Source organism: Petrotoga sp. HWHPT.55.6.3, from assembly GCF_002895495.1.
GTDB lineage: Bacteria > Thermotogota > Thermotogae > Petrotogales > Petrotogaceae > Petrotoga > Petrotoga mobilis.
The window spans coordinates 1-14,465 of sequence record NZ_AZRJ01000019.1; the positions used below are offsets into that span (position 1 = coordinate 1).

The window sequence follows — 14,465 nt, forward strand, 5'->3', positions numbered from 1 at the left end:
TAAAGGGCTTTGCCCCTTAAGATCCCCGAAATCAAAATTTATTATAAAAAAGTTATTTTGCACAAACCAGCAAAGGGCTTTGCCCCTTAAGATCCCCGAAATCAAAATTTATTATAAAAAAGTTATTTTGCACAAACCAGCAAAAGGGCTTTGCCCCTTAAGAACCCCAAAATCGCGTAACATCATTTGCAAAGCAAATGAGATTAGGAAAGTTATTCAAAAACATTACAAAAGAGACCATTTTGCACAGTTCAGCAAAAGGGGAGTGATAATAAATTTCTTTACCTTTAGTCTCGGTAATATTAGTTTGCAGAAATGAAGAAAAAACGATCAAAAAAGTGTTAAATTCTTTAAGCAATCAGACAAGAAAGCCGGATGAAATAATTGTCGTTGATGGTCAGTCGACAGATAACACCGTTAGTATAATAGAGAAACTCGCTGAAAAAAGTAATAATATAAAAATCATTACGAATGAAAAAAAATTTACCCCCCACGGTTTAAATTTAGGGATCAAAAATAGTAAGGGGGATTTTGTTTTTATAGCTGGTTCTCATACAGAATTTGATGAAAAATATGTGGAATATAGTGTTGAATTTTTGATGAAACACCCAGAAGCGAGTGCTGTAGGAGGAGTGTCTTTGGCCACCCCTGCTAACGATAAAAGTTGTTTACAAAAATCGATGGCTTTTTCGTATTCTTCCCCCTTCGGTACTGCATCCCGCCATAGACATCAAGTGAAAGAACCACAAGAAGTTGATACCGTAGCATATGCATGTTATAGAAGAGAAGTTTTTGATAAAGTAGGGTATTTTAATGAAAAACTTTTAAGGAATCAAGATATCGAGTTTAATTATAGGATGAGAAAAAAGGGTTTAAAAATCTTTTTATTACCAATTACAAATAATTATTATGTTCCAAATGGGTTGTGGGATTTTATGAAAAAGAATTTTTCAAATGGTTTTTGGAATTATATAACTCTAAAAATATCTCCTTATGGTATTTCCCTTAGACATTTCATTCCTTTTATTTTTATAATGTATCTTCTTCTCTTATTCATATTTTTAGTCCTCTCAAAAAATGCCGTTTTTAATATTATTTTAGCTATTCCGTTTTTCATATATTTGTTTATAGACACATTATTTTCATTAAAGTATGCTATAAAAGAGAAAAATATTTTATTGTTTTTTTGTAGTTTTTTTGTGTTTTTACTTTTGCATATTTCATATGGTTCAGGAACATTTTGGAGTATACTTAAATCAATCCTTTTTACTAGGAGAAAGAAATCCTAAATTTTTTAAAAATGCGGGTGAATATAATTTGTTAGCTATAAAATTAATAAGTTCTTTTGTTTTATCTGTTATTCTAGTTCCCATTATGATAAGAATCGCAAACAAATATAATATCGTTGATAAACCCGACAATAAGTTGAAAGTTCATAAGTCTCCCATTCCTTATTTGGGTGGTGTAGCTGTTTTTCTTTCAATATTACCTTTTTATTACAATGACATAGGTTTTATAATTCCTGCTAGTATATTGACTTTTATTGGTCTTTACGATGATATTAAGAGTGTTTCTCCTTATATTAGATTATTTGCAGAGTTTATTGTCGTCTCAATGGCAATATATTTTGTAGGAGGAATTATTGAACCTTTTCAGTTTTTTATTTTGGTATTAACCGGTATAGCTTTAGTTAACGGAGTAAATATGGTTGATGGGATGGATGGAGTCTGCGCTGGAACGGCAATAGTGAGTTTGTTATTTTTTTCCTTGATATCCAAAAATTATGAACTTTTGATCTTTGCCTTCGCAATTTTGGGGTTTCTATTATACAATTTGCCACCAGCGAAAATATTTCTTGGTGATGCGGGTTCTTATCTTTTAGGTTTTACTTTATTTTATTCCTTTTCTTTCCTATCTGGAAGATCTGGTAGAGGAGGTTATTTCATCTCACTAATTATCACAGGGTTTTATTTTACTGATCTGGTTTATGCTGTGATAAGACGTTTACTCAGCAAAAGATCTCCTTTTTTAGGGGATAAAGAGCATATATATGATAAAATTAGAAAAAAATATAAAATAAAACCATTGTTTGTTGCATTAGTTACATATAGTATTTCTGTTTTTTTTGGGTTGATAGGATTAATTACTTGGGATTTTCAAATAATTGGTGTTATAATTGTATTGATGTTATTTATTTTTCTAGGTTATCATTTTAAATTGTACAAATATGAGTAATTGAAGGATTAATTTTATTAAAAAATTTTTAAAGTTTTACGTAAAAGAGGTGCTGTGATGATAATTTTAAAAGGTAATTATGGTGATTATATGAAACTTCGGCCTGTATCAGTTAAAAAAATTTTCTTAGACGAGTCAATGTTGAAAAACAACAAAGATCCTGATATTTACGAGAAGTATATCTATGAAGTAGAAGGAAGGTTTGGAAATTACAAATGGTTTAATAACGAATTTAATTTGGATGAAAAAGGGAATGGTAAATTGGAAAAACTTACCTTTGATATAGAATATATCCCTTTGATATTGACGATCTTAAGAATTAATGCTTTTTTTAAGTCAAAAAAGAAAAATATGATCTCTGTGCTTGCTTCTGATCATGAAAACCAAACTTCAGAGATAATTGCAGAAGAATCATTTATTTATTCTTTGAATGAAAGTAGTAGTTTGTATTTTTTGTTTTTAAGAAAAATAGGTAAAGGTTTAGTCGAGCATCACCTAATTTTTACTAACAACTATGGAGATCATTACGATATGTATATTGAAAGTGATCGCAAGAGCATAGAAAGTTTTTATAGAAATCTGCTGAACGAAACAAATAATTTTCGAGTTGCGATACTTCCAAATATTGCTCAGAAAATCTCTCCATTTTACGAAAAAATAATCGAGAAAATATCGATTGTTAATTACGAAAATATTTACAATACCACCGATGACTTTTTTACAATGTATAATCTAAATCCAAAAGAATTTCTGAAAAATTCTGAACCACGCCTTGAATTAGAGAGGTATACCAATTATTTGTTTAATACGAAAAATGGGGAAGAAGAGGATTATTCTTTCGATGACGATATAGACGACGTCGATATTGATTTTACCATAAAGAATATGGAAGATATAGAAGACGAGCTAAAAGATATGGCAGATTTGCATCACAATGATCAATTTTTAGGAAACTCTTATTACTATAATGAATCGTATGATTTGTTCATTGAAATGGAAGAAGAGTTTATGGATTTTATGGATCATATAATTTTTGATGAAAATTTAAAAAAGCAAGATAAAGAATACTATTTAGAAAAAATAAAAAAAATGATCAACGAAGTTTCCTTAATATTCCAAGATTTAAAAGAAAAGAAAGAGTTTGAAAGAGAGCTTTTATTAGATATGGTAAACGCTTATGGAATTGAAAATATAACCAATAAGAAAGATCTAATTTCAGAAATTTTTGAAGAAATAGATATGACTACCGATCTGAATGAAATATATGAAATCTCAGAAGATAAGATTCTGAACGATTATAAAAATTGGTATAAAGATCTAATATTTAAGAAAGGTAAAAGCATGAAAGAAGTCACTAACTAATATCTAAAGCAAGTATAATTCCCCTTTGGAGAGTCACCAAAGGGGAATTATACTAAAGCTTCGAAATCCCAAAGAAAGTTGAATTATCGATCTCTGGAAAGATAGTTTTAGTATATTTCTCCCTTTCCAAGCTTGTAGTCTACCAATTTCAATTTTCTTATTATGGGTATATCGTAAGGACATCTTTCTTCACATATCCCGCATTCTGTACAATCTTTGAAGGTCTTATTGAGTTTGGAATAAGCCATTTTAGCTTCGTTTTGGTTTCCAAACCAGAATGCCAATCTTTCTCTCAGTGCATAATCTGGAGCCTCGTGGGGTTGATAATCCCTTATTTGTCTATCGTACCATCCCTCGTATTCAAACACTTTCATGATTTCTATATCTTCTGGACAAGGTAAACATTTTCCACATTGTCTACAGACATAATTTCCAAGTTCTGGGGCACGATAATATAAGTTTTCTACAGATTTTTTAGGTAATGGTTTAAAGTTTTCGGCTATCTGAATATCTCTTCTTAGCATGTCTTCGGAGTTCGCTCCTACAACCATTACATCTAAATCTTGAGTCAAAGCATAGTTTAATGCATCGTAAGTAGACCTGTAGAGATAACCATCTGCAAAAGCTTTCATTCCGACAATTCCCATGTTTTTAGACCTTGCAAAAGGAATGACTTCTTGATAAGTGCTCGGGAAATTAAATATATCCAAGTAGTTAAAACCTGTCATCACAACATCCAAGTCTATTGTTTTTATAAGTTTAAGCGCATAGTCCCCCAAACCATGGAAAGATACCCCTAACGCTCTTATAATCCCATCTTTTTTAGCTTGAAATAGATAATCTAAGGCCGACTCTTTTTTCAATAAAGCATCAACATCATCCTGAGTGGTAACATGGTGAAGAAACAAAATATCTAAATAATCTGTATTCAAGTTCTTTAAGGTTCTTTCTACAAAATGTTGAGCAGTTCTCTTATCTCGAGCGTGGCATTTGCTAGCAAGAATTATTTGATCCCTTCTATCTTTCAAAGCGTATGAAATTTTCTTTTCCGATTCACCATCTCCGTATTCGGCAGCGGTCTCAATGTAATTACCACCTGAAATTAGGTAAATATCCATTAGCTTTGAAACATCATCCTTTGAAATTTCTAACATATGAAACCCACCTAATCCTAAAAGTGAAACCTCAAACTCAGTTTTACCAAGGATTTTTTTATCCATAAAGATCACCTCTATAATTTTGGATCATGCTAATTCATTTTTGACTTGTTTTAACAACGATCTTATAGGTAAATGTTGTGGACATTCTGCTTCACAATCCCCGCATTCCTCACAAATAGAGGCATCTATGCCTTGTTTGATCAAAGTTTGATATCTTTCTTTTGCCTCTATTAAGTTATCAAAAATGTAGCCTTCATTATAAATACTAAAAATTGTAGGAATAGGTATACCGTTTTTACAAGGTACACAATAATTACATCCCGTACAATCTATCTTAGATTTACTCTTGTAAATATTTCTGACTTGTTCAATTGCTTTTAATTCTTTTTCACTTAAGGAATTTTGATCTGAGTCATCTGCTGTTTTAATATTTTCTATCACCTGTTCCATTGTGGACATTCCGCTCAGAACGGTAGTTACCTCAGGATGGTTCCATACCCATCTTAACGCCCAATAAGCTGGTGACTTGGTATTATCTAAATTACTAAAGATATCGAGAGCTTCTTTAGGTAATTTGTTAGCCAATTTACCCCCTCTAATTGGCTCCATAATAATCACCGCTAGACCTTTTCTGTTTGCATACTTTAATCCTGCGATTCCTGCTTGAAAATGTGTATCAAGATAATTGTATTGAATTTGACAAAAATCCCAGTTGTAAGAATCAACGATCGTTTTAAAGGTTTTGAAGTCATCGTGAAAAGAAAATCCGGCAAACTTTATCTTGCCTTTACTTTTTGCTTCATCCAGAAAATTCAAAACTTCTAGATTATAAATTTTATTCCATCTTTCTTTATCCAAAGAGTGTAACAGATACATATCTATATATTCTGTATCAAGTTTTTTTAGTTGTTCATCTAAATATTTTTCAAAATCTTGGTATTTATTTGCCAACCAAACAGGATTTTTGGTGGCTAAGTAGACTTTTTCCCTGTAACCATTTTTTAAGGCCCTACCTACAAATAATTCACTATTTCCTTGGTGGTAAGGATACGCTGTATCAACATAATTCACTCCGTTATCAATAGCGTATCTCAGCATATTCGTTGCCTTTTCTTCATCAATTTTAGAAGGATCTTTATTCAAAACAGGCAATCTCATACACCCAAAACCCAAGGCCGAAAGTTCTACATCGTACTTACCAAATTTTCTATATTTCAAAAGAGCACCCCCAGTATATTATTATGATAAGTTGACTTTTAGATTAGTTCGATAAATAAACTTATTCTACTTTTATTATACCAAAAAAATAATAAAAACTCTTTTTATATAAAGTAGAAACAGTAAATTTTTTTATGTTATAATAAAATACTGTAGAAGTGATTGAAAAAAATTTCACACTTATCTCCTAGGAGGTTTTTAAATGCTAGCGGAAGGCATACTCGACTTTTTTTCAAGTACTGGATTTATCAATCTTTCTTGGCCTCAAGTTTTCATGATACTTCTTGGATTGATTATTATCTATTTTGCTATATCAAAACACGCAGAACCGCTTCTTTTAATTCCATTGGGCTTTGGTATGGTTATAGCTAACATTCCCCCAGAATTAACAGGTATTCTCATGCCTCCTCAGAATGGCCAACCAGGCGGATTGTTGTGGTATATAAAATTGGGATTAGATACTGGAATCTATCCACCATTGATTTTTTTGGGTATTGGAGCATTAACTGATTTTTCTTACTTGATTGCTAATCCAAAATTGATACTCCTGGGGGGAGCTGCTCAGGTAGGCATTTTTATTAGTTTTATATTGGCGAGTTTTTTAGGGTTTGACCTTCATCCTGCAGCCGCGATAGGTCTTATTGGAGGTGCTGATGGTCCAACTTCTATCTACATAGCTTCTAAATTTTCTCCGGATTTATTACCTGTTATAGCAGTTGCAGCCTATTCTTATATTTCACTTATTCCTGTGCTTCAACCTTTTGTTTCAAAGTTACTTACCTCCAAAAGAGAAAGAAAAATACGTATGAGAAGGTTAAGGGAAGTTTCTAAAAAAGAAAGAATTATTTTTCCTATAATAACAACTGTTGTAGTTTCTTTAATGGTTCCCCAGGCTCTACCTTTAGTAGGAATGCTTATGTTGGGAAACTTGTTAAAAGAATCTGGAGTAACTGGTAGATTAGCTGAAGCGGCCTCACGTTATGTTTTGGATACAGTGACAATACTTTTAATGCTATCGGTAGGAGTTTCTGCCACGGCTGATATATTTTTATCTTGGATAGCCTTAAAAATTATATTGTTAGGGGCAGTTGCATTTATAATTGCATTGGCAAGTGGAATAGGATTTGCAAAATTGATGAATTTGTTTGCAAAAGAAAAAATTAATCCATTGATTGGTGCAGCAGGTGTTTCGGCGGTACCTGATTCAGCTCGTGTAGCCCAACATATTGCTCAAGAGACTGATCCAGGTAATTTTATTTTAATGCATGCAATGGGGCCAAATGTTGCCGGAGTAATAGGTTCGGCAATAGCTGCTGGTCTATTTTTAAGTATACTATAATATAGACATTTTGATAAAAAAAGGGTTATCAAACAAATGGGAGGAATAATCAAATGCAAACTACTAAAAAACATTTTAAAGTGATAATTAATTACAATTATTGTAAAAAATGTGGTATCTGTTCTTGGATTTGTCCCGTAAATGCTATAATAGAAGAAGAATTTGGTAAACCTGTTGTTCCAGATCCAGAAAAATGTACTGGATGTTTGCAATGTGAACGAATGTGTCCAGATTTTGCGATAAGTATAAAACAAATAGAGCAATAAAATAAAAAGGACGCGCTTCTTAAAAGAGGTGAACTTGATGGGGAAAATGCTTTTTTTACAAGGTAACGAAGCTGTTGGAATGGCTGCTATAAAGGCTGGATGTCGGTTTTTTGCGGGTTATCCGATTACACCATCAACTGAAATCGCCGAATATCTGTCTAGAGAATTGCCAAAGGTTGGAGGTACTTTTATACAGATGGAGGACGAGCTTGGAAGTGCGGCTGCCATAATAGGCGCCTCTCTTGCAGGTGTAAAATCAATGACGGCAACTAGTGGTCCCGGTTTTTCCCTTATGCAAGAGGCTTTAGGATACGCCATTATGACAGAGGTACCTTGTGTGTTTGTTGATGTTATGAGAGGTGGTCCAAGCACAGGACTTCCTACCAAACCTTCACAGGGAGATATAATGCAGATAAGGTGGGGAACTCATGGAGATCACCAAATTATTGCAATATATCCTTCTACAGTGGAAGAAGTTTACACATATACTGTCACAGCTTTCAATTATGCAGAAAAATATAGAACACCGGTTATTTTGGTCTTGGATGAGACTTTGGCTCACATGAGAGAAAACGTGTATTTTGATTACGAGAAAGAGAATCCTCAAATTGTTGAAAGATTAAAGGAAGTAGATTTAGGTGAGGAAGAATTGTTTTTACCTTTTGATATAGATGAGCAATTTGCAGTAAATCCGCTAGTTGAAATGGGGAAGTCAAGATTTCATGTTTCTGGCCTTGTTCATGATGAAAGTGGTTTTCCGATAAGGGATCCAAGCACAATATCAAAAGTTATTGAACATTTAGACTCAAAAATTAGATTATCAGCAGAGGAGATTTCTATCTATAGTGAGTACATGCTTCAAGATGCCGATATAGTAGTAGTTGCATATGGTAGTGTAGCCCGAAGTGCTTTGAAGGCAGTTAAACAAGCGAGATCAGACAAAATTCCTGTAGGCTTTTTTAAGCCTATCACTGTTTGGCCCATGCCAACCTCACGACTTAAACTAATATTTAAAAATGCTCAAAGTATAATCGTTCCAGAGATGAATACAGGGCAGTATGCTAAAGAGATGTCTCGGTTGAATAAATTGAACAGACATGTAGAATCTTTAACAAAAACTAATGGTGAGTTGATTACACCAGATGAAATATTAGACGTAATTATGAAAATGTGGGTGCAGATTACGGAGATGTGAATAGAATGAATATAAAATTGCTTGAAAAGTATCAATCAAAAATTAATTCAGCTTATGTAAACCCAGGTATTACACTTTTACTTGAAAACTTCACAAAAGAAGTTCTTTTTGATTTTGAAGTTACAGTTAAAATTCATTCAGATCCACTTCAAGTACCTGATAATCTGTATAAATTAATAAAGATATTTAATTCATTCTCTATTTTCACGATAAAAAATATAGAAGAGACTAATTTACTAGAAGAACAAAAAGTTGAATTGAAAAGTTTTCAAATGGAGAATATCATTGAAATTAATTACGAAACACTCAAAAAAGAGGAAAGTATGGCTTTGTATGAGACAATTAAAAATGCCTCTTCGTTAGTAGGATCAATGCTTACCGATATTCTACTCAACTCTTCAAAAATAGCCAATGTATTCAGGGCTTCAAGAATTATATTAGAAAAAGGGTATAAACCTGGAACTTCTATCGATGAAATGATATATATAACTATGACAGCGATAACAGGTGGCTTTGCAGGAGGATTTAACAGGGCTATCTTATTTGTTGAAGACAGTGGTGATTTCAAGGTTCATAGAGTTATAGGACCTGAAAATGAAATGGAAGCCCACAAAACTTATGAAAAGTTTGAAACACTTGAAACAAACATTGATTCATATTTGTCTCAATATGAGTTTGGAATGAGTTATTTTTCAAATTTAGAAAAAAGGATAAAAGGTATTATTATTAAAAAAGAATTGTTAATAGATAATGATCTTTTTAAATACGCAGTTGAATCGCATAGCACTATTAAATTACCTGTAAGTCGATTGGAGGAAAAGATAGTAAATTTACTTGATTTAAGAGGAGAAATAGCTATTTCACCAATAGAAATAGAGGATGAAAAACTTGCGTTTTATCTTTGCGATAATAGATACAACGGAAAACCAATTACAGATGATCAAATCGAGATTCTAGATTATTATGCCAAAGAAAGTGGTGTGATGTGGCAAAACAAAATTTATCAGAGTTTATTAAAAAAAGATGCTCAGATAGATTCTCTTACAGAGATTGGAAACAGAAGAAGTTACGAAAATTATATTTCTTCTATAAAATATCTAAAAAATCAGAAAATAGCCTTAGTTGTTCTTGATTTAGACAACTTCAAAAAGGTAAACGATACATATGGCCACGAAGAAGGAGACTCACTCTTAAAAAAATTTGCGCAACTATGTGTCGATAATTTGAGAAAAAAAGATAATATATTCAGATATGGAGGCGATGAATTCGTAATAATTTTAGGAGGGGTTAAAAAAGAAGAGGTTTATTCTATTTTGAAAAGAATAAACCGTAAACTAAAACAAGAGATGAATGTCACTTTTTCTGCGGGAGTAGCGTATGGTAACAGCCATGAAATAGATTTACTTTTCAAAATTGCCGACCAAAATCTATACATGGCAAAAGGGCAAGGAAAAAATAAAATTATCATCAATTAAGATATTATACCGTCTGTAATTGTCATTGCCCCTAAAAGGATAAATGCTACTCCAGCAATTTTGCTAAGTTTTTCTTCCGAAACGTTATTAGCGAATGTTGCAGCCATTTTTGAACCTACAGCACCACCTACAACCGCGAAAGCTAACAAATCCCAAGGGATTGGGGCATACAACGCATGAGAAACAGCACCAGATAATGCTGTAAAAGCCATTATCAGAACAGAAGTTCCTACTGCAACGTGAATTTTATATCTTAAAACCAGGGTAAGTATAAGAAGTATCATCACTCCGCCGCCTGCACCGACAAAACCAGCTATAAATCCGATTAACAAACCCCAAAGTATTGAGCTAGTAATTCTTTTGACATTATTTATATTTGGATCATTTTTATGTTTTTCTTGAATAGTTTGTATTCTTTGATGTAAAGGCTTCCTTATGAAATTTATACCGATTAATAAGATTGCAACTCCAGTAAATCCTCCTAATCCGGCTGAAGGAACATATGAAGAAATCCAAGTTCCAATTATAGCCCCCACAATTGCACTTATTGCCATCTGTAATCCAGATTTTAAATCAATATTACCGTTTCTTCTATAAGTATTTGCTGCTACCAACGATGCCACCACATCCGTCGCTAAACTTATTCCTATAGCTTCAAAAGTTGGAATATCTAAAAAAGTTATTAAAACAGGTACAATTACCGCTGCAGCACTTGCTCCAATTATTCCTGTAACAGCTCCAGCGCCCCAACCGGCTAGAACTGAGATTATGTATTGACTTATCATATTTTTTTGACCTCCAAAAAAGTTTTTATAATGTCTTTAAAAACACTAAAACATGCATTTTGAAAATTAGTTTATTTCTAAAACGTCTATTTATTTAGCCTAATGCTACATCGAGGACCAGCATCAGCAAAAATCCAAAAATCAGTGAGAAAGTAGCCGTTCTTTCGTATCCGTGAGAATGTGTTTCTGGGATTATCTCATCGCTGATAACGTACAGCATAGCCCCTCCCGCAAATGAAAGAAAAAAAGGTAAGGCTGGTTTCATTAAGACCACTAGAGATGCCCCAAGTAAACCTCCTATAGGTTCGACTAATCCTGTCAAAAAACTCCAAAAGAAACTTTGTTTTCTTGAATAATTTGCTTTAATTAAAGAGAAAGCTGTCGCTGTCCCTTCTGGAATATTTTGTAGTCCTATAGCAACTGCTACAGTAATACCATTAGCAATCATTCCACCACCAAAACTCACCCCTACAGCCATTCCTTCCGGAAAGTTATGGAGTGCTATTGCGATAACGAACAACCATATCTTCTTTAAACGGGCTAACTCAGGTCCTTCATGTCCCTTTAAAAAATGTTCATGAGGGGAGAAGGTATCCATTAATTCAATAGTAAGTGCGCCAAGAAATATCCCTAAAATAGTTATTAATATTCCACCCGTGTCTAAAGATGGAATTATAAGTGAAAAAACAGTAGCTGCGAGCATAACACCGGCAGCAAATCCTAAAAACATATCTAAATTTTTTTCGCTTAACTCTTTTTTGAAAAACAATACTGGAATAGCTCCAATTGAAGTAGCAAGACCAGCGATCAGACTTGCTAGGGTTCCAAATATCCATATTTGAGAACTGGTTAATTCGTTCATCTTAGCCCTCCTTGTAGGTTGTTTTTTTAGTTTTGTGAATTTAGTGAAGAATATTAATTTCAAAAGCCGATTAATATTCTTTCAGGAAGAAGCTTTTTATCCCACAACAATTCTTAATTATAATATCTCTGTTTTGCGCAGATATTACAACCGATATAACTTTAAGTTAGAATTACGATTGCAACTTCTTGTTATATTTGATATAATTTAATGATTCTTCGGAGTAGGCTAGGGGGTGAAAGGGAGAAATCTGTACGGGGTATTGACTAAATTTTTGTACCTTTAAAAAAAACACTTGATTTATGTTATAATAAAAAATAATCAACAGGTTAAAGATCATTTATTAGGAGGAATCACATGGCTAACGATCAAAAACAAAAAAGGGGTAATAGCTTTAATTTCATAATCATAACATTAATTTTCTTTGCTGGGTTAGCTATTTTTCAATTTTTTATGTACAGAAATCTTCAGCCTCAGTTTCAAGTAATATCAAGAGATATTACATTTACTATTTACGAAGACCTTTCCGTGGATTTTGCAACCAAAGTAGAAATACTAACAGAAAACGAGAGAGATTACGAAACCTTGGTAGAAGGGTTTAACACCCCCGATGAAGAAAAGCTTTCTCTTTTTCAACAATCTTTGGATAATTTAAAAGAACAAATCCCAAGAGATTTTGTGGTTTTATCTTATGAGTCAACCGTAAATTCCAATTCTCCAAGGATTTATGTGAATGAAACGGTTAAATTGGAAGGGTTGGTTTATAGAAATGATAGAGGAAATATTGAATTTTCTCTTTCTGGACAACTTTTAAGTGCTCAGAATGAGGAAGTGACTGTAAGTATTCATTATCCTTATGGTTGGGAAGTCTTAAGTGTAAATCCTACTCCCACTTATATAGACCAGAATGTTATAGGCTATTCCTATACCGGGGCATTAGGTTATCCCACGATAGAATTCCAATCTAAATAGACTATCGTAAAAATGGGGGAATTGTAATGGTTATTTTATATTTATTAGTTGTCCTTTCTCTCACAATATCAATTGTTAATATTTTTCTTATGATCCGTTTAGGCAACTTTTTACAAGAAAATAACGAGACAGGGGAAAAATATGAAAATTTTGAGGAAGAAAAAAACCTCTATTTAGCAAGATTTCAAAAGATAACCTCCACAAGATTAAGGGCCTTAGATAATAAAATAGAATTGGTTGATCAACTTATGAAAGATTTAGATGATGCTTATGCTAAAACTTTTTCATTGTTGACAGATTTAGAAAGGAAATTAGATTCGTATAAGAGACAAGAAATTGAAACTAAAGTCCAAAACACAAAAAATTTAGAAGATCAGAAGGATAATAAAAATCAAAAAGAGACAGTTGAAAAAGACGATAGACTAAGGGTTTACGAGCTTTCAAGAAAATTAAATATATCAAGTAAAAAGTTGGTTGATTTTATTAACACAAATACCGATTTGGATGTTTCTAACCATTTGGTGAAGTTGACACCAGAAGAAGAAAAAATGATATTTGAGAAAATCAAAGAAGTTCCCAACATCTCGTCAAAGAAAGAAAATATTCCATCAAATATCGATATGGCTAAAGATAAAAATATAAATATAAGTAAAGATAATGTTAACTATAAATACGACAAAACTAACAAAATTCTTGAGTTGTCCAAAAATGGCTATACCCCTCAAGAGATAGCTAAGGAATTGAAAATTGGTGTAGGTGAGATAATGCTTGTTCTAAGTTTGTTTAATAATGAGGAGAAATAAAGATGAATCTTTCTTTCTTAAAAGAGTCAGGCAAAATTTGAACTTTTCCTATTGTTGATAGAATTTCAGCCGTTTTTTTTACAGTAAATTCACTGGTTTCGAACAAGAGATATTTAGATTTTAAAAGGTGAGAATATTTAGATATCTTTTTAAAAAAACTTTGACCATCGTATCCCCCATCAAGAGAAATTCTAGGCTCATATCTTAAAAAACAATTTTGTTCTATAAAAGAAGTTTCAACATATGGAGGATTTGAAATTATCAATTCTACTTCCTCAATCTCTTTCAAAAATGGATCTAAGCAATCACCAATTTTAAATTCAACATTGACACCTAATCTCTGAGCGTTGTATTGAGCTACTTTTATCGCAGCTTCTGAAATATCAGAAGCCTGAACCTTAATTTTTGGTAATTGTTTTTTTATCGAGATTGCTATCACACCAGAACCTGTCCCTATATCAATTACATGTTTTATATTTTTATTTTTTATAAGATTGACTGCTAATATTACTAAATCTTCAGTTTCTATCCTGGGTATTAGTACATTTTCATCTACAAAAAACTCATTTCCTAAAAAAGAAACCTTTTTTGTAAAGTACTCGATAGGATACCCTTCTTTAAGATGTTTAAGTAAAAAATCGAAAGTTTGGTGAGAAATTTCTACTTCTGAATCTTTAAGAAAAAAAGATATATCTTTATCTTCAATTTTTGATAATATTTTCAATATACGAAAGGGGGAGATTTTAAACTCCCCCTGAATTTTACTTACTAACTCTGTTATCTTCATTATCTT

Annotated in this window: 14 protein-coding genes; 9 read left to right on the forward strand and 5 right to left on the reverse strand. The window is 32.4% G+C overall.

Annotated features, from left to right (window positions below):
- Positions 1–299 precede the first annotated feature (299 nt).
- The 3 genes from X926_RS06385 to X926_RS06395 are packed head-to-tail and all read left to right on the forward strand — an operon-like array spanning position 300 to position 3,597.
- Positions 300–1,289 carry a glycosyltransferase family 2 protein gene (locus X926_RS06385; protein WP_255408272.1) on the forward strand — a complete coding sequence of 330 codons (990 nt, stop codon included), beginning with the start codon at positions 300–302 and terminating at the stop codon, positions 1,287–1,289.
- A 28-nt stretch (positions 1,290–1,317) separates the two neighbouring features.
- On the forward strand, positions 1,318–2,235 hold the full coding sequence (locus tag X926_RS06390; protein WP_012209453.1) for a glycosyltransferase family 4 protein: 918 nt from the start codon (positions 1,318–1,320) through the stop codon (positions 2,233–2,235).
- A gap of 57 nt (positions 2,236–2,292) precedes the next feature.
- Positions 2,293–3,597 carry a hypothetical protein gene (locus tag X926_RS06395; protein WP_012209454.1) on the forward strand — a complete coding sequence of 435 codons (1,305 nt, stop codon included), beginning with the start codon at positions 2,293–2,295 and terminating at the stop codon, positions 3,595–3,597.
- 107 nt (positions 3,598–3,704) lie between these two features.
- Here the strand turns inward: X926_RS06395 and X926_RS06400 are convergent, their stop codons facing one another.
- Positions 3,705–4,817: an aldo/keto reductase gene (locus X926_RS06400; protein ID WP_103065459.1), complete on the reverse strand. Its 1,113-nt coding sequence runs from the start codon at positions 4,815–4,817 to the stop codon at positions 3,705–3,707.
- Between the two features lie 24 nt (positions 4,818–4,841).
- Positions 4,842–5,975, reverse strand: a complete 1,134-nt coding sequence (locus tag X926_RS06405) for an aldo/keto reductase (protein ID WP_012209456.1) — start codon at positions 5,973–5,975, stop codon at positions 4,842–4,844.
- 202 nt (positions 5,976–6,177) lie between these two features.
- Between X926_RS06405 and X926_RS06410 the strand changes: the two genes are divergently transcribed.
- From X926_RS06410 to X926_RS06425, 4 genes are read left to right on the forward strand one after another with little or no spacing between them, the layout of a single operon-like run.
- Positions 6,178–7,314, forward strand: a complete 1,137-nt coding sequence (locus X926_RS06410; protein ID WP_012209457.1) for a sodium ion-translocating decarboxylase subunit beta — start codon at positions 6,178–6,180, stop codon at positions 7,312–7,314.
- A 53-nt stretch (positions 7,315–7,367) separates the two neighbouring features.
- Positions 7,368–7,580, forward strand: coding sequence for a ferredoxin family protein (locus X926_RS06415; RefSeq protein WP_012209458.1), 213 nt, complete (start codon positions 7,368–7,370; stop codon positions 7,578–7,580).
- A gap of 37 nt (positions 7,581–7,617) precedes the next feature.
- A complete protein-coding gene (locus tag X926_RS06420) occupies positions 7,618–8,775 on the forward strand; it encodes a 2-oxoacid:acceptor oxidoreductase subunit alpha (RefSeq protein WP_012209459.1) in 1,158 nt (385 codons plus the stop codon).
- 5 nt (positions 8,776–8,780) lie between these two features.
- Positions 8,781–10,250: a GGDEF domain-containing protein gene (locus X926_RS06425; RefSeq protein ID WP_103065460.1), complete on the forward strand. Its 1,470-nt coding sequence runs from the start codon at positions 8,781–8,783 to the stop codon at positions 10,248–10,250.
- Here X926_RS06425 and X926_RS06430 read toward each other — a convergent pair.
- On the reverse strand, positions 10,247–11,035 hold the full coding sequence (locus tag X926_RS06430; RefSeq protein ID WP_103065461.1) for a sulfite exporter TauE/SafE family protein: 789 nt from the start codon (positions 11,033–11,035) through the stop codon (positions 10,247–10,249). The two genes, X926_RS06425 and X926_RS06430, sit on opposite strands and share 4 nt — an antisense overlap.
- Before the next feature lie 94 nt (positions 11,036–11,129).
- The gene (locus X926_RS06435; RefSeq protein WP_103065462.1) at positions 11,130–11,897 is read right to left on the reverse strand and encodes a ZIP family metal transporter; all 768 of its coding nucleotides are present in this window, start codon (positions 11,895–11,897) and stop codon (positions 11,130–11,132) included.
- Between the two features lie 357 nt (positions 11,898–12,254).
- Between X926_RS06435 and X926_RS06440 the strand changes: the two genes are divergently transcribed.
- Positions 12,255–12,869 carry a DUF4897 domain-containing protein gene (locus X926_RS06440; RefSeq protein WP_103065463.1) on the forward strand — a complete coding sequence of 205 codons (615 nt, stop codon included), beginning with the start codon at positions 12,255–12,257 and terminating at the stop codon, positions 12,867–12,869.
- 26 nt (positions 12,870–12,895) lie between these two features.
- On the forward strand, positions 12,896–13,672 hold the full coding sequence (locus X926_RS06445; RefSeq protein ID WP_103065464.1) for a DUF6115 domain-containing protein: 777 nt from the start codon (positions 12,896–12,898) through the stop codon (positions 13,670–13,672).
- Here X926_RS06445 and X926_RS06450 read toward each other — a convergent pair.
- Positions 13,653–14,459 (reverse strand): HemK/PrmC family methyltransferase, encoded by an 807-nt coding sequence (locus X926_RS06450; RefSeq protein ID WP_103065465.1) that lies wholly within the window; start codon positions 14,457–14,459, stop codon positions 13,653–13,655. The genes X926_RS06445 and X926_RS06450 overlap by 20 nt on opposite strands.
- Positions 14,460–14,465: the final 6 nt, after the last annotated feature.